The sequence below is a fragment of the Streptomyces sp. NPDC055815 genome (genome assembly GCF_053616475.1).
Window position 1 is genome coordinate 1 of record NZ_JBSHDU010000060.1, and the last position, 15,324, is coordinate 15,324.

The following is a 15,324-nucleotide window of genomic DNA, read 5'->3' on the forward strand; positions in this document are numbered from 1 at the left end:
GGTCAGCCGAGGGCCGCCGGGGAGTGGGCGTTCCGCTGCAGCAGGCGCGGCTTGCCGGAGCCGTCGGCGGGGACGGACCAGAGGTCCTTGGTGCCGTCGTCGTGCTGCTGGGCGTAGGCGAGGGTGGAGCCGTCGAGCCAGGCGGCCTGGTCGTCCACGCTGCGGGTCTCGGCGGTGGTGGTCACGCGGCTGGTGGCCAGGTCGAGTACGGAGAGGCGCCAGCCGCGGGCGGGGTCGCCGTCGACGGGTGCCTTGAAGGCGATCCTGGTGCCGTCGGGGGAGAGCGAGGGGCATTCGACGCGGTCGCGCAGCGTGCGGACGGTGCGTGCCGCGAAGTCGCCCTGGACCAGGTAGCGGTGGCCCTTGGTGTACATGGTCGCGTAGAAGGTGTTGTCGTCCTTGGTGAACGTCACGCCCCAGTAGTTGACGTCGGCCGCCTGGTAGGGCTTGCCGTCCTTGACGACGGAGAAGGTCTCCAGGGTCTTGAAGAGGGTTCCCGTCCTGGTGTCGTAGATGCCCGTGCGGGTGGCGAAGTTGAGGGTGGCGTAGCTGTCTCCGCCGACGAAGGCGGTCCAGGAGACCATGCGTCCGCTGGCCGAGACGCGGACCCGGTTGGGGACGCCGCTCACCGGGATGGTCTTGCGTTCCTTGAGGTCGGGTGACATCACGCGCATCGTGACGGTGCCGAGGACCCCGTCGGCGTAGAGGCAGGCCACCGTGCCCGCGGCGGCGTAGACACGGTCGCACTTGGTGTTCGAGACGGCCCGTCGGCCGTCAGGGTCGTCCTTGTCGGCCGTCGTGACCTGCCCGGTGCTCGTGAGAGTCAGCAGCCGTGGACCGGGCGCCAGGGACACGGTCTCGGCGGTGACGGTCGTGTCGGGGGCCTGGGCCGACGAGCTGTGCCGGGCGTAGCCGACGGCGACGGCGACGAGCGCGAGGGTGGCGGCCGCCATGGTCGCGATGCGGGCCGTCCGCGAGGACCGCTGCGGCGCGGGGGACGGGGCCGAGTCGGGCTCGGCGTCGAGGGTCGGCTGCGTGGTCATACGGTTTCCTCGGTGTCGGTAGGGGTGGTGGGTCGGACGAGCAGCAGGAACGCGGTGGCGGCGACCGCCGGGACGACCAGGGCGGCGGCGCACCGGACGGCGACGAGCGGGCCCCACAACTGCCAGGCGAGCCCGAAGAGGACGGAGGAGGCGAGGTACGCCAGCGCCTGCCCGGTCTGGATCAGGGCGAGGCCGGTGGTGCGCAGGTGCTCGGGAAGCACGGGACCGGCCAGGGCCATCAGCACGCCGTCGGTGGCGGCGTAGAAGAAGCCGTAGAGCACCAGCACACCCGCCACCAGCGGCCACCCGTGCAAGGAGCCGGACAGGAGCAGGTAGACGCTGAGCAGGGCGGTGTAGCCGCCGAGTACCACCGGAACACGGCCGATGCGGTCGGCCAGCGCTCCGACCGGGACCGCGAGGAGGAGGTAGACCAGGCTGGTGCCGACCGCGAGCAGCGGGAAGCTGCTCAGGGAGACCTCTTCCCGCCGCTGCAGGAGCAGGTAGACGAAGCCGTCGCCGATGACGGCGAAGCCGAGCAGGCACGCCGCGACGAGCAGGCGGCGCACCGGGGCGGACCGCAGCAGGGCGGTGGCCGCGCGTGGCGAGGCCACGGCGGCGGGCGGCCGTGCGTCGTGCCGGTCCCGCACGAAGAGGACGAGGACGAGGACGCCGAGCGCCGCGATGCAGAAGCTGGTGACGAGGACGGCGTCGAAGGCCTGACCGCTCGCCGCGAGGACGGCCAGGGCGACGAGCGGCCCGAGGAACGCGCCGAAGCTGTCCATCGCCCGGTGCACGCCGAACGCGCGGGCCAGGGCGTGCGGCGGGGCCGACAGCGTGATCAGGGCGTCCCGGGGTGCCGTACGGAGTCCCTTGCCGGCCCGGTCGACGGCGATGACGAGCCCGAGCGCACCCGCCGTACGACCGACCGCGAGGAGCCCGAGCTTGGCCAGCGCCGACATCGCGTAGCCGACGCCCGCGACGGCCTTCGGCCTGCGGACCCGGTCCGCGACGTACCCGCCGACGAGCCGCAGCAGCGCGGTCGCCCCGGTGTGGAGCCCGTCGAGCATGCCGTACGCCAGGGGGCTCATGGACAGCCCCACCACGAGGTACACGGGGAGGATCGCGGTGACCATCTCGGCGGAGACGTCGGTCAGGAGACTGACCGTGCCGAGCGCGAACACGTTGCCGCCGACGACCCTGATCCCGAGCAGCCGGGAGGGGCCTGCGGCGGATGCGGAATCGGCCCCTGGCCTGTCGATCGAGGACAGATACATGCGGGCGGACCTTTCGGGGCGGGAGGGGAGTGGGGAGTGGGGGAGGCGCCCTCCCCGAGGTGCCCTCCCCTTCCGGGGAGGGCACCCGTCGCTCACGTGACCGTCAGTGGCAGGAGTTGGTGCCGCTGTCGGTGAAGGTCTTGCCCGCCTGGGGGACGAACTTCCAGTCGTAGCTGTTGGAGTGCAGGGTCAGCTTCAGCACGCCCCACGTGTTGGCGTTGCGGACCTCGCTGTTGGGCTGGATGGTGCCGAAGCCGCCCAGGCCGGTGCCGCCCATGCCGGCGACGAACTGCCGGATGCCGCGGGTGCTGTCCAGGCCGCCGGTGGCGTTCATCGGGGCGAACCGCTCGTAGTTGTGGTTGTGCCCGGTGACGATGACCTCGGCGTTGTTGTCGTACAGCGCCTGGTACAGCGGCTGCACCGAGGTGGCCGGACCGTGGCTGGCGCCGGAGGTGTAGCGCGGGTGGTGCCAGTACGCGACGGTGCACGGCTTCGTGCTGGCCGCCAGGTCGCTCCGGAGCCACTGCTCCTGCGCCGAGCCGGCCGCGCAGGACACGACCGAGCAGTTGGAGTTGAGCGCCACGACGTGCCAGGTGCCCAGGTCGAAGGAGTAGTAGCCCTTGTTCGGGTCACCCGCGGATGCGCCGAAGTAGTTGAAGTAACCCGAGGCGCCCGAGGTGTGGTACTCGTGGTTGCCGGTGGCCGGCTTGGTGCGCGCCTTGAACCGGCCCCACGTCGGGTCGTAGCAGTTGGTGTAGTCGGCGGCGGTGCCGTCGGGGTAGGCCGTGTCGCCGATGGCCATGACGGTGCCGCTGATGCCGTCCAGGAGGTTGGCCGTGGCCTCGTCGCCGCCGGTGCCGCAGTCGGCGATGTCACCGGCGCCGACAAGGACCGGGTCGGCCGACGGCGCCGAGGTGGAGGTCGTGGGCGTGGGGGTCGGGCCGGTGCCGGTGGTGATCACCAGCTGCGGGGCGTCGGCGCCGGACTCGCGGGAGTCGTAGTACGCGCCGTCGGCGTTGCCGGAGGTGCCGCCGAAGCCGAAGGTGCCGTTGCCGGTCACCACCGAGGTCACGTCGATCTCGACCCACTGGTCGTTCGAGACCGCGCCGAGGGACGCGAGCGTGGCGCCGTCGATGACCGGCTTGTTGTTCCACGTGACCGCGGTCTCCGACCACGTGGTGTCGCTCATCGACTTCCAGGTGCCGCCGGCGGCGCTGTTGCCGGTGCTGGTGACGCGGATCCGCAGCTTGGCGCTGGACACGGTGGCGGTGAGGCCGCTGACCGTGAACTTCAGGTACGACTGGCGGACCGGCGAGTTGTCCACGGTGAACAGCGACGACGTGCCGTAGTTCGTGGACGGAGCGGTGTCCTGCACATAGGTGTCGGCGACCGGTGTGAAGGTGCTGGTGGCCGCGCTGGCGGCCGGCGCGAGGGTGAGCAGAGCCGCGACGGCGGCGGTGGTCGTGGCGACCGCGACGGTCGCCAAGGACGCTCTTCGGATGTGGCGGGTGCCCATCACATGAATCCCTTTCGAGATGAAGGTGTCGCCTCCTGCGCGAGGCAGTGAGGAACCTAGGGATCCGCTATGAGCCACGACTACATGCGCCGCATGAATCTTGGGTGCCGTTCACATGAGCTTTCTCCCCTGTGACCTGGGCGTATTGACAAGCCGTCGGAACCCGCCCGTCCGATGGTCGTGTGTCACCGACTGTTCAGCGGGGCACCACGGAGACGACATGGGCACGTCACGCGTTCCCCTTCTCGTCCGGCTCCACTCCTCGGCGTGACGATCGCGACGCCGACGCCGGGACATCCGGGCGCACCCCGCAGAACGACCGGCGCGTGGCTCCGCCTCGCGCTTGGTGCCGTGGTCCTCGTGGGCCTGATGCTGTCGTGGGCGGCCCCGACCGCCTCGGCGCACGTCCCGACGACGGACGGGACGTCCGTGATCCGTCAGGACGGGGCGTCCGTGCGCTACACCCTGGAGCTCGACTACGACACGCTGACGAAGGCCGCCGGCCTCGGCGCGCTGCCGTCCGGCACGAAGGACACCGAGCACACGGCCTTCCTCGACACCCACCGCGCACAGCTAGCCTCGTACCTCTCCGAGCGTCTCACCCTCACCCTCGACGGCTCACCGTGCCCCGCCACGCTCGGCGACACGGGGATCGTGAAGCGGCAGCGGTTCCTCTACGCGCGCCTGCTCCTCACCTACCGCTGTCCGGGCACGGGGAGCGGCGAACTCACCGTGCGGTACGGGGTGTTCTCCGAGGCGGACGCCATCGGCGCCGAGCACACCAACATGGTCGACTACGAACTCGGCGGATCCGGCGGCAGCGACGTCTTCGACACCGGCCACCGCGAGCTGAAGGCCGGCCACAGCGCCGCCGCCGGCCATGGCTCGTCGCATGCCGGCGGCCCGGACCTCTCGTGGTCGTCGACGGGCCGGTTCGTGACCCTCGGCCTGGAACACATCCTGGGCGGCATCGACCACGTGCTCTTCCTGGTCCTCCTGCTGCTCGGCGCGGAAGGATGGCGCAGCGTCGTCCGCCTCGCGACCAGCTTCACGCTCGCGCACAGCGTGACGCTGGCCCTGGCCGTGCTCGGCTGGGTCGAGGTCCCCGCCGAGATCGTCGAACCCCTCATCGCCCTGTCGATCGTGTACGTCGCCGTGGAGAACATCACGCGGGGCGAGTCGCGGCACCGCGTCCTCGTCGTGTTCGGCTTCGGCCTGCTGCACGGCCTGGGCTTCGCCGGGGCCCTGGACTTCACCGGCGACTTCAGCACCCGACTGCTCGTCTCGCTCCTGAGCTTCAACGTCGGCATCGAACTCGGCCAACTGGCCATCGTCCTCGCGGTGTTCCCGCTGATCCTGCTGGCGCGCCGCCGCTCCTGGTCGACCCTCGCCCACGCCGGCGCGGCCGCGGCCGTCGGCGTCATCGGCCTGATCTGGTTCGTCCAGCGCCTGCTTCCTCCGGGCGGCGTCGCGTAGCCGTACGAGCGGCCGGCCCGCTCTCCACTCAACCGAGGCCGCCCAGGGCGGCGGCCCGGCCGTGACCATCGGTCAGGTCCGCGGGGCGCGCGGCTCCAGCCGGAACTCGAAGCCGAGGGTGCCGGGGTCGAGCGCGGTCGCGCCGCCGTCGACCGTGAGCACCGCGCCGTTCACGAACGAGGCGGCGGGCGACAGAAGCCAGGCGATCGCCTCCGCGACCTCCTGCGGCTCACCCGGCCGCCCGGCCGGCAGGACCCGGGTCACCTCCTCGTACGCGGCCTCCAGACCGTTCCCCTCCAGGCCCGCCTCGTCGGCGAACCGGTTCATGCGACGGTCGGCCATGTCGGTGCGCACCCAGCTCGGGCACACGGTGTTGGCGCGCAGTCCCGCGCCCCCGTAGTCGACCGCGAGCGAGCGGGTCAGCTGGAGCAGCGCCGCCTTGGAGGTGGCGTAGGCGGCGTTCCCGACGCCGTTGCGCAGGGCGGACACCGAGGCCACCGCGACCACCGCGCCGCGGGCGTCGAGCAGGTGCGGGAGCGCGGCGCGCAGCAGCAGGAACGGACCGGTGAGGTTGGTCCGCATGACCTCGTCCCAGTCCTCCAGGGTCACCTCACCGACCCCGCCGCCCCGCCCGATGCCGGCGTTGAGCACCAGACCGTCGAGTCGCCCGTACGTGCCGACGACCGTCTCGACGAGCGAGGCCACCGCGGCGGGATCCCCGATGTCCGAGGGCACGGGCAGGGCGCCGGTCTCCTCGGCGACCAGCCGCAGCGGCTCGGGGCGGCGCCCGGACACCGCCACCTTGTGTCCCGCCCGGGCCAGTGAGTGCGCGGTCGCCGCGCCGATCCCCGTCCCGCCTCCCGTCACCAGGTACACGCGCTCGTCCGCCATGTCCGCCGCCTCTCCCGTGTCACGTCCGCCGTCCCGGTGATCTTAGGCGGCGGACCGAGCCAGGAACGTCCCGCTGCGCGGCAGGGAAGGTTCCGGCGGATCTGCGTCATGATGACCCCATGGACGATCAGGCTTTCGCATGGGTGACCCTCTTCAGCTACGAGAACGTCGCCGGCGCCCCGCGGGCAGGCCACCTGATGGCGGTTTGACTACGGGACCGGGGCATCGACTGGCATCCGTTCGCCGACGACGAGCTCAGGGTCGACCTGATGTGCGGCGTAGGCGCGGACGGGCGCTGGCACGGCACGATCGCCGTCCGTCTCCGTGCCGACGCCCTTCACCGGCTCGGGCTGCATCCTGACCAGCCGACATCGGCGCCCGCGGACCCGCTGCCGCCCAAGTGGTGGGGCCCCTGGGCCCGGTGACAGAGTGCCTCGCCCCACACGCGTGGTGCGAGGTTTGCCCCACGAGGCTGCGTGGGCATGGGAAGCGACGCCCACCACTCTGTGGGCGAAGCCGACTCAGGGGGAGCACGGATGCTGGAGCAGGCGTTGACGGCGTTGGCCACCGCGGGCGGCCTCGCCGTGGTGCAGGCCGCGGGCACGGAGATGCGTCGCGGCGCTCGCGAGCCAGGGCAGCTTCTCCGTCGGCGTGGTGGCCCCCGGAGCCCACGTCACCTACTACGGCACCTCACCGGCCTGGGCCGCCGGTCCCGACTACGTCGACGCGCTCTCCGACAGGAACCGAGCGGGCGCGCTGCTGCCCGAGACGTACGTGCCCCTGGCGTTACCCCGGCGCAGGGGCCGGGGCGGAGGCCGAGGGCAGGTCCTCGACAACGTCACGACCCGGCCGTCCTGGCGGCGGCACATTCCCGTACGGCCGACGGCCTCGGCTGGCTCACGCCAGGGTGGCCACGGATCGCCGCTAGGTGACGGCCGGAACCGTACGGCCCGTCGACGGGCTCGACCCGTCGGACCCGGCTCGCCTGAACGGCGATGTCGCGGCGGCGCGCGTCCTGGCCGGCGATCAGGTGATGCGGCAGCCGGCCCACGACGAGCCCTGGGTCCGGCTCGCCCTGGCCTGGCGGAGCTCCGGCGGGAGCGGCGGAGCGGACCGGTGCACTGCGGCCGCGACCGCGCGGAAGGATGATGGGACCATGGAAGGGCTACCTTTCACCCCTCCCGCCGGGGCGGACGAAGGCGGGCACCTCGGTCCGCCCCCGGCCGCTTTCGCCCTGCTCGCCGCAGACGGAGTGCTGGTCGGGTGGAGTCGTGAGGCCGAAGCCCTGCTGGGTTATCCCGCCGCGCAGGTATTGGGACGCCCTGCGGCGGACCTGCTCGTCCCCTCGCACGGCGACCCCGAAGGACCGGACGAGGTGCGGTTCGGTGGGACACGCAGTGCCGTCGTGGACGTGCGCCACCGCGGCGGACACACCGTACGCCTCGCGGTGACGCTGAGTCCCCTGATCCCCGCATCAGGCGGGGACTCCACCGGCCGGGCCCCCTCCGCCGTCCTCATGGCCACCGAGCTGGAGGGGCTTCGCTGGTGGGAGACCCGACAGGCGATGCTGCAGGGGCTCGTGACCCAGTCCCCGGTGACCCTGACCATCTACGGACCCGGCGCGCGCCTCCTGTGGGCCAACGCGTCCAGCGTCCGGGAGCTAGGCGGCGACCTCGCGGCATCCCTGGGCCGCTCCATGACCGAACTCTTTCCCGGCGACGTCCTCACCACCCAGCATCTGGCGCCGCCCGAGGAGTTCGTCCAGCAGATCCTCGAGACCGGTGAGCCGGTCATCGACGTGCACTTCCGAGGGCGCGCCCCGGCCGACCCCCGCCGTGAGCGCGTCTGGTCCTCGTCCTACTTCCGCCTCCTCGACGGCCGGGGAGACCCGGTGGGCGTGTGCGAACAGTCCATCGACGTCACCGACCACTACCGGGCGCAGCAGCGCCTCGCGCTCCTCGCGGAGGCCGGTGCGCGGATCGGGGCGACGCTCGACCCGTCCGGACCGGCGGCGGAGCTCGCCAAGATCGCCGTGCCGCAGTACGCCGACGCGGTGCTGGTCGACGTGGCGGCGGAGGTGCTCGACGGAGAGGAACCGCGGCCCGTCACGGGAGGGGACCTGGTGCGCATGGCCGATTCGGACGAGGAACGCTCCCGGGTGGGCGAGCGGGTCGCGTACGCCGCCGGATCGTCGCAGGCCGAGGGCCTGGCCGGGGGCCGTACGACCGCGGACGCCGCGGTCGCGCCGAAACGGCTGTACGTCCCGCTGATCGTCCGGGGGATGCCCTTGGGCCTCGTCACCTTCGTGCGGGGCGACGACTCGGAACCCTTCGACGACGGCGATCGGTCGGTGGCGGAGGAGCTGGCGTCCCGGACCGCCGTGTGCATCGACAACGCCCGGCGGTACCGCCGGGAGCGCACCGCCGCCTTCACGCTCCAGCGCAGTCTGCTGCCACGATCCCTGCCAGAGCTGAGCGCGGTCGAGGCGGCGAGCCGCTACCTGCCCGCCGACAGCCACCTCGGCGCCGGCGGCGACTGGTTCGACCTCATCCCGCTGTCCGGCGCCCGTGTCGGACTCGTCGTGGGGGACGTCGTCGGCCACGGCCTGGGAGCCGCTGCCACCATGGGGCGCCTGCGCGCGATGGTGCGCACCCTGGCCGAGCTGGACCTCGCGCCCGACGAACTCCTGGCCCGGCTGAACGATCAGGTCGGCAAGGACGCGTCCGACCAGAACGTGAACGGCTCGGACGACAACGGCGCCGTCGGGGCGACGTGCGTCTACGGGATCTACGATCCGGCGTCCCGGACGAGCACCTGGGCGGCGGCGGGACACCTTCCGCCGGCCGTGGTGCAGCCGCACGGTCCTGTCAGCTTCCTCCGTCTGCCACCGGGGCCCCCGCTGGGCGTGGGACGGCTTCCGTACGAGAGCGCGGAAGTGGCGCTCGCCCCGGGAAGCCTGGTCGTCCTGTTCACCGACGGCCTCGTGGAGGCCCGGGGGCAGGGCGCCGACGTGGGGCTGGCCCGCCTGGCGGCCGTACTCGGGGAACAGCGGGAATCGTCGTCCGACCTGTTGTGCGCCCAGATCGTCGCGGAGCTGGCGTCGGACCAGGTGCGGGACGACGCGACGCTCCTCGTCGTACGTACCCGTGCGCTGGACGCACGCCAGGTGGCGGCCTGGGAGCTGCCCTCGGACCCCGCCCTCGTCGCACGCGCACGGTCGATGGCCGCCGATCAGCTCGGGGCGTGGGGGCTGGACGATCTGGCCTTCACCACGGAACTGGTGGTCAGCGAACTGGTCACCAACGCGATCCGCCACGCCTCCGGCCCGATCGGTCTGCGCCTGATCCGGGACCGTTCCCTCATCTGCGAGGTCTCCGACTCGCAGCACACTTCGCCGCATGCCCGTTACGCGGGCAACGACGAGGAGGGCGGACGTGGCTTGTTCATGGTCGCCCAGCTCACCGAGCACTGGGGTACGCGTTACATGCCGACGGGCAAGACGATCTGGGCGGAACAGGCCTTGCCCGTGCCGTGACGGCCACGCGCCGCCGTGGGGCGACACCCCGCCCGCGAGCCTGTCGGCTCAGGTCGTGCGCAGGCGTACGGCCAGGGCGGCGATGTCGTCGTCGAGGCTTCCTCTGCTGTGACGGAGGAGGTCGTGGTGCAGGGCCGTGAGCAGGTCACGGGGAGGCGTGGGGGGCTGTCGGCGCATCCAAGCCGTCAACGGGAAGAACTCACCGTCCCGGGCGCGGGTTTCGGCGATCCCGTCCGTGTAGAGGAGGAGAACTTCGCCGGGCGCGAAGCCGAAGGCGTCCGCACGGTACTCGTCGCCGATCATCTCCGCGAGGCTGAGCAGCGGCGAGGGGACGGACGGCTCGAGGACACGCACGGCCTTGACGCTGTGGACCAGGGGTGGGGGATGTCCGCAGTTGACGATGGTGATCTGGCTGCCCTCTTGCGGGATCTCGACGAGCAGCGCGGTGGCGAAGCGCTCCATCGGCGCCTCGGGGGGATGGGCGGCATTGTGCCGGGCACAGCTGGCGTCGAGCCTGCGGGCGACGTCGGCCATGGAGGCCTCGCCGTGGGCCGCCTCCCGGAAGGCGTTGACGATCGCCGCGGCGGCCCCCACGGCCGGCAGGCCCTTGCCCCGTACGTCGCCGATGAGCAGCCGTACCCCGTACGGAGTGTCGACCACCTCGTAGAAGTCCCCGCCGATGCGGGCTTCCGCGGCGGCCGCGAGGTACAGCGATTCGATCTCGACGTTCCGGAAACGGTGCGGCAGCGGCCGCAGCACCACCTGCTGGGCCGCGTCGGCGACGAGCCGCACCTGAAAGAGCGTGCGCTCCCGCTGAAGCCGGACGTGGCTGCCGTACGCGGCGGCCACGGTGACCGCGATGATCCCCCCGCACGTCCACCACGTCCCGAGGTCGGGGAAGACGAGGCTGAGGCCGATCATCAGGAGCACGCAGACGGTCCCGAGGAGGACGGTCGGGAGGACCGGCCACATGGCGGCGGCCAGGGCCGGCGCCGCGGGCAGGAGGCGGCTGAAGGCCATCTCCGGCGGCGTGGCATAGGCCAGGCCGGCGATCACGACGGTCAGGATCACCGGCGACAGTCGCACGAGCCTGCCGTGGCCGTGGTTCCGACGGAACCGCGACCGTCCGGACTCGATCATGAATCCCAGAGTATCCGCGAGGGGCCCGCTCAGCGACGTGACGGCCGGGCCCCGGGTGCGACGGGGCACGCCTCCCGGCGCGCGAGGTCACTGACTCGCAGGGAGCACGCCGCGCACGGGGTGCCGTACCGCGACGTGATGTAGTCGAGGCCCCACTCGATCCGGTCGGCCGGGTTGGTCTGCCAGTCCGCTCCCGCCACGGCCATCGTGTCGCCGGGAAGGGCCTGCGGGATGCCGTACTGAAGGCAGCGACAACGGGGAAGGGACGGTTCGACCCGCGGTCCAGGCGTCTGTGGGACGACGAGGGAGGACACATCCATGGCACAGGCCCATCGGCCGACCGGCACCGACTCCGACGACCGTGCCCCGACATCCACCCGGCGGAACCGGCTTCTTCGGCTGGGCGCGCCGCCCGTCGCGGCGGCCGCGCTGACGGCGACCGTCGCGCTGTACGTGACGTTGGTCGCCTTCGGGAACATCACGGACTTCGGGACGAACCAGCAGTTCGTCCAGCACGTCCTGAGCATGGACACCACGTTCAAGGACCCCGACCTGATGTGGCATGCGATCGAATCCCCCGCCCTGCAGAACGCCGCCTACGTGGCCGTCATCGTCTGGGAGACACTGGCCGCGGTGGTCCTCCTCGCAGCTACCTGGTTCTGGATCAGGGGCCTGCGTCGTGACGCGTACGAGCGCGCCCGGGCGGCAAGCACCGTGGGCCTGGTGATGGTGCTGCTGCTCTTCGGGGCGGGCTTCCTCGCGATCGGCGGGGAGTGGTTCGCCATGTGGCAGTCGCCCGACTGGAACGGTCTGGACGCCGCGGCCCGCAACGTCGCCCTGGCCGCCTTCACACTCCTCGTGGTGCACCTGCCCGGTGTTCGCCGGGCGGATGCCGAACGGACCTGACGCGCGGAGGTCGAGGTCGGACCAAGTGGTCACGTCAGGGGAGGAGATCGGGGACCACTGAGGCGCGCGAGCCGACTCGGCCTGCGCGGGGCTTCCGTGGCTAGAGTGCCCGCGTGAGTACACGAGGGTCCCGGGGGCCTTACACCAAGACCGCCGCCAGGCGACAGGAGATCCTCGACGCCGCCCTCGCGGCCTACGCCGAAGCCGGCAGCCGGGGGGTGTCCGTGCGGGACATCGCCCAGCGGGTGGGGATGACCGACGCGGGCGTGCTGCACCACTTCGGCAGCCGTGAGGCGCTGCTCACCGCGGTCGTCGAAGCGCGCGACACCGCCGCCTCCGAGGCGTACACCCCGGAGACCGTGCTGTGGCGGACCGAGCTGCTCGCCGAGAACGCCGCCACGCCCGGCCTGGTCAAACTGTTCCTGGACATCGCGGCCGCGTCCGCGGATCCGGACCATCCCGGACACGCGTTCTTCACCGAGCGCTACCGGGGGCTGCGGCAGCGGATCGCGGCCCTGCTGCTCGCCGGTCCGCCCGCGGGGGCGGAGGACGACGGCCCCGCGTCCGCGCGCGACGCCGACTGGGCCGCCCGGGTCCTGCTGGCCGCGACGGACGGCATCCAGCTCCAGTGGCTGCTCGAGCCGTCCATCGACATGGCCGGCGACCTCGGGCGGCTGCGCGACGTGCTGCTCGAAGCTCTGCGCGAGGACGGTGGCGCGGGGCCGGGCCCCGCACCTCAGCCGAAGGATTAGCCGGCGCCCGAGGCGAGCGTCGCGGCCACGCGTGTGCCGCGTGCCGTGCGGACGACCGCGCAGTCCGTGGTGTAGGCCCGGACCAGGTCCATGCCGCGGCCGCAGCACGCCTCGACGCCGTCGGCGGGGAGGCGGGTGCGCCGGGTGCGCCACCGGCCGCGGTCGTGGACCTGGACCGTGACCGTCCCGTCGCCGGCCGTGAGGAGCACGGCGACGTCGGGGCTGCCGCTGTGCCGGACCGCGTTGGCGACGAGTTCGGTGACGACGACGGCCAGGGCCTCGTCGGCCCGGCCGTCCAGGTTCCATCGGCGGGCCGTGTCCCGGGCGAAGCGCCGGAGCGCGGGGACCGCCTCCGCGGTCGCGGCCATGACGGACACGGCCCGCCGGGTGCCGTGGAGGCCGGGGCCGGGCTGGTGGGGGATGGCGTCCGGGGGGAGGCCGGGTGTGTGGGTCCGCACGGCTGCGGGGGAGGCGGGGATGGGCATGTGGGGGGCTCCTTGCGCCTGTGGGGGAGGGGCGCGACCGACGGGGTCGAAACCGTCCGTTAAGCGACAGTAAGTCCCAAAACTTTGGATGTCTAGGTTTTCGTGCCACGACGCGGCTGGTGAGGGTCCCCTTGACGTGAGCCCGACAAGTCGCTGAACTGGTCAAGTGGTGTAGACCATTGGTCTAGGCCAGCCCTCTGTTTGTGGTGGGTCCCCTCCCTGCTCCGATCGAGGTTCCCGTGAGATTCCTGCGCTTGTTCTCCTGCGGCGTGCTGACCGCGCTCGTCGCCCTGGTGCTCACCGTCTCGGTTTCGGCCGGCCCGGTTGCGGCGAAGCCGGCGGCGAATCCGAAGCCCCTGACCATCCCCGCACTGCAGCAATGGACCGGCAGTACAGGCTCGTTCGTGTTCGGCGACACCACGCGGATCGTGTCGTCGACCGCACACGCTTCGGCCCTGGCGTCGACCAGTGAGGTGTTCGCCGATGACCTGCGGGCCTTGTCGGGCCTCACGGTCGCCCGATCGACCGGCACCACCGCCGATCTGCGGGCCGGTGACATCTTCCTGTCGCTCGGCTCGACCGACAGTCAGCTCGGCGTCGAGGGTTACGCGCTCACCGTCACCGACAGGATCACTATCAGCGCTCGTGACGACCGGGGCGCGTTCTACGGCACCCGGACCGTGCTTCAACTGCTCAAGCAGGGAGCGTCGATCCCGCGGGGTACGGCGCGGGACTGGCCGCTCAAGCCGGAGCGCGGTCTGATGGTGGACAACGGGCGCAAGTACTTCACGCCGCAGTGGCTGCGGGATCACGTGAAGGAACTGGCCTATCTGAAGATGAACTACTTCCACCTGCACCTGTCGGACGACAAGGGCTTCCGGATCGAGAGCAGTTCGCACCCGGAGATCGTGTCGACGCAGCATCTGACGAAGCAGGAGGTGCGGGACCTCATCGCGCTCGCGGCGCGGTACAAGATCACGATCGTGCCCGAGATCGACGCGCCGGGCCACATGACCCCGATCCTGGCCGCCCACCCCGAGCTGAAGCTGGTCAGCAGTGCCGGCGTGGTGCAGGACTCGTACGTCGACCTCTCCAAGCCCGCGGCATACGCGCTGATCAAGGACCTGTACGACGAGTACCTGCCGCTGTTCCCCGGCCCGTACTTCCACATCGGCGCCGACGAGTACCACGTCGACTACAGCGCCCACCCGCAGCTGGAGCAGTACGCCAAGGCCACCTACGGTGCCGACGCCATCGGCAAGGACGCCTACCTCGGCTTCATCAACTGGGCCGACGGGATCGTCCGCGCCGCCGGCAAGACCACCCGCGCCTGGAACGACGGCATCGGCGGTGGCGTCGCGGTCGCCGTCAACACCGACGTCATCATCGAGTTCTGGTACGACTACGGCAAGTCGCCGCAGGCGCACATCGACGCCGGGCACCTGATCTCCAACGAGAGCTGGAGTCCCACGTACTACGTGCTCCATGCGAGCGGCCCGGGCGGCCCGGCCAGCCAGTGGGGCTACGACACGTGGAACCCCGACCTGTTCCAGGGCGATCAGAGCATCACCAACGCGTCGAAGTCCAAGAACCTCGGCTCGAAGATCCACGTCTGGTGCGACAACCCCGAGGTGGCCACCGAGGAGCGCGTCGCCTCCGACATCAAGCAGGGGCTGCGGATGCTGGCCCAGCAGACCTGGGGCTCGCCGAAGCTGGTGACTCCCTGGTCGAACTTCGTCCCGGTGATCAACACGATCGGCCGCAACCCCGCCTGGACGACGTCGGTCCAGATCGGCAACCTCGCCGCGAACAGGCCGGTCACCGTCTCCAGCGCCGAGACGGCGAACCTGCTCGGCGTGAACGCGGTGGACGGTGACTACTTCTCACGCTGGTCCAGCAACTACGCCGACAACGAGTGGATCACCGTGGACCTCGGAACGGCGCGGCAGATCGGCCGCGTCAAGCTGTCCTGGGAGACGGCGTACGGCTCGGGCTACAAGATCCAGACGTCGAACGACGCCGCCACATGGACGACCGTCCACACCACGACCACAGGTGACGGCGGCACCGACGACCTGACCGGCCTCTCCGGCTCCGGCCGCTACGTCCGCATGCAGGGAACGGCGCGGGCGACGCAGTTCGGCTTCTCGCTGTACGAGTTCGAGGTCTATGCGCCCACCGGGGTCTAGCACGGACGCGTGACAGCCCCTCGGCGGCGGTGTCTCCCGCCGCCGCCGAGGACCCACAGAGCTCCAGGGAGCTCCGGCGAGCCTGCGAAGTCCACCACCCGCACGCAGGCGCGGCGG

11 protein-coding genes and 1 pseudogene are annotated in these 15,324 nt (G+C 71.7%); 5 read left to right on the forward strand and 7 right to left on the reverse strand.

Translation table 11 applies throughout. The features are described 5' to 3' along the window. Window positions 1-2: 2 nt before the first annotated feature. From ACWGN5_RS30265 to ACWGN5_RS30275, 3 genes are all read right to left on the reverse strand, one after another. Window positions 3-1,043: a TolB family protein gene (locus ACWGN5_RS30265; RefSeq protein ID WP_453520997.1), complete on the reverse strand. Its 1,041-nt coding sequence runs from the start codon at window positions 1,041-1,043 to the stop codon at window positions 3-5. Further along, complete coding sequence (locus ACWGN5_RS30270; protein WP_453520999.1) at window positions 1,040-2,317, reverse strand: MFS transporter; 1,278 nt, start codon at window positions 2,315-2,317, stop codon at window positions 1,040-1,042. Before ACWGN5_RS30270 ends, ACWGN5_RS30265 begins: the two co-directional genes overlap by 4 nt. Before the next feature lie 103 nt (window positions 2,318-2,420). Next, window positions 2,421-3,803 carry a CBM96 family carbohydrate-binding protein gene (locus tag ACWGN5_RS30275; protein WP_453521002.1) on the reverse strand — a complete coding sequence of 461 codons (1,383 nt, stop codon included), beginning with the start codon at window positions 3,801-3,803 and terminating at the stop codon, window positions 2,421-2,423. A 297-nt stretch (window positions 3,804-4,100) separates the two neighbouring features. On the opposite strand from ACWGN5_RS30275, the gene ACWGN5_RS30280 reads away from it, so the two are divergent. Continuing rightward, on the forward strand, window positions 4,101-5,309 hold the full coding sequence (locus tag ACWGN5_RS30280) for a HupE/UreJ family protein (protein WP_453521005.1): 1,209 nt from the start codon (window positions 4,101-4,103) through the stop codon (window positions 5,307-5,309). A gap of 72 nt (window positions 5,310-5,381) precedes the next feature. Here the strand turns inward: ACWGN5_RS30280 and ACWGN5_RS30285 are convergent, their stop codons facing one another. Then, entirely contained in the window at window positions 5,382-6,200 is an 819-nt protein-coding gene (locus ACWGN5_RS30285) for an SDR family NAD(P)-dependent oxidoreductase (protein ID WP_453521008.1), read from the reverse strand. Window positions 6,201-7,356: 1,156 nt separating this feature from the next. Here ACWGN5_RS30285 and ACWGN5_RS30290 point away from each other — a divergent pair. Then, complete coding sequence (locus tag ACWGN5_RS30290; RefSeq protein ID WP_453521102.1) at window positions 7,357-9,735, forward strand: SpoIIE family protein phosphatase; 2,379 nt, start codon at window positions 7,357-7,359, stop codon at window positions 9,733-9,735. A 48-nt stretch (window positions 9,736-9,783) separates the two neighbouring features. Here the strand turns inward: ACWGN5_RS30290 and ACWGN5_RS30295 are convergent, their stop codons facing one another. Both ACWGN5_RS30295 and ACWGN5_RS30300 read right to left on the reverse strand, forming a co-directional pair. After that, window positions 9,784-10,875, reverse strand: a complete 1,092-nt coding sequence (locus ACWGN5_RS30295; RefSeq protein ID WP_453521011.1) for a PP2C family protein-serine/threonine phosphatase — start codon at window positions 10,873-10,875, stop codon at window positions 9,784-9,786. Window positions 10,876-10,904: 29 nt separating this feature from the next. Next, window positions 10,905-11,114 (reverse strand): annotated as a pseudogene (locus tag ACWGN5_RS30300) (aggregation-promoting factor C-terminal-like domain-containing protein); the annotation flags it as partial. Between the two features lie 79 nt (window positions 11,115-11,193). Between ACWGN5_RS30300 and ACWGN5_RS30305 the strand changes: the two are divergent. Continuing rightward, window positions 11,194-11,781, forward strand: a complete 588-nt coding sequence (locus tag ACWGN5_RS30305) for a DUF2165 domain-containing protein (RefSeq protein WP_453521014.1) — start codon at window positions 11,194-11,196, stop codon at window positions 11,779-11,781. 113 nt (window positions 11,782-11,894) lie between these two features. Next, the gene (locus ACWGN5_RS30310; RefSeq protein WP_453521017.1) at window positions 11,895-12,533 is read left to right on the forward strand and encodes a TetR/AcrR family transcriptional regulator; all 639 of its coding nucleotides are present in this window, start codon (window positions 11,895-11,897) and stop codon (window positions 12,531-12,533) included. On the opposite strand, the gene ACWGN5_RS30315 is transcribed toward ACWGN5_RS30310, so the two are convergent. Further along, complete coding sequence (locus tag ACWGN5_RS30315; RefSeq protein ID WP_453521020.1) at window positions 12,530-13,018, reverse strand: ATP-binding protein; 489 nt, start codon at window positions 13,016-13,018, stop codon at window positions 12,530-12,532. The two genes, ACWGN5_RS30310 and ACWGN5_RS30315, sit on opposite strands and share 4 nt — an antisense overlap. Window positions 13,019-13,257: 239 nt before the next feature. Here ACWGN5_RS30315 and ACWGN5_RS30320 point away from each other — a divergent pair, with 239 nt between their 5' ends. Then, window positions 13,258-15,207, forward strand: coding sequence for a family 20 glycosylhydrolase (locus ACWGN5_RS30320; protein ID WP_453521023.1), 1,950 nt, complete (start codon window positions 13,258-13,260; stop codon window positions 15,205-15,207). The last annotated feature ends 117 nt before the right edge of the window (window positions 15,208-15,324 follow it).

Coding starts and splice junctions, on each gene's coding strand:
- ACWGN5_RS30270 (WP_453520999.1), bottom strand. CDS start 2,317: ATGTATCTGTCCTCGATCGACAGGCCAGGGGCCGATTCCGCATCCGCC.
- ACWGN5_RS30295 (WP_453521011.1), bottom strand. CDS start 10,875: ATGATCGAGTCCGGACGGTCGCGGTTCCGTCGGAACCACGGCCACGGC.
- ACWGN5_RS30285 (WP_453521008.1), bottom strand. CDS start 6,200: ATGGCGGACGAGCGCGTGTACCTGGTGACGGGAGGCGGGACGGGGATC.
- ACWGN5_RS30265 (WP_453520997.1), bottom strand. CDS start 1,043: ATGACCACGCAGCCGACCCTCGACGCCGAGCCCGACTCGGCCCCGTCC.
- ACWGN5_RS30290 (WP_453521102.1), top strand. CDS start 7,357: ATGGAAGGGCTACCTTTCACCCCTCCCGCCGGGGCGGACGAAGGCGGG.
- ACWGN5_RS30305 (WP_453521014.1), top strand. CDS start 11,194: ATGGCACAGGCCCATCGGCCGACCGGCACCGACTCCGACGACCGTGCC.
- ACWGN5_RS30315 (WP_453521020.1), bottom strand. CDS start 13,018: ATGCCCATCCCCGCCTCCCCCGCAGCCGTGCGGACCCACACACCCGGC.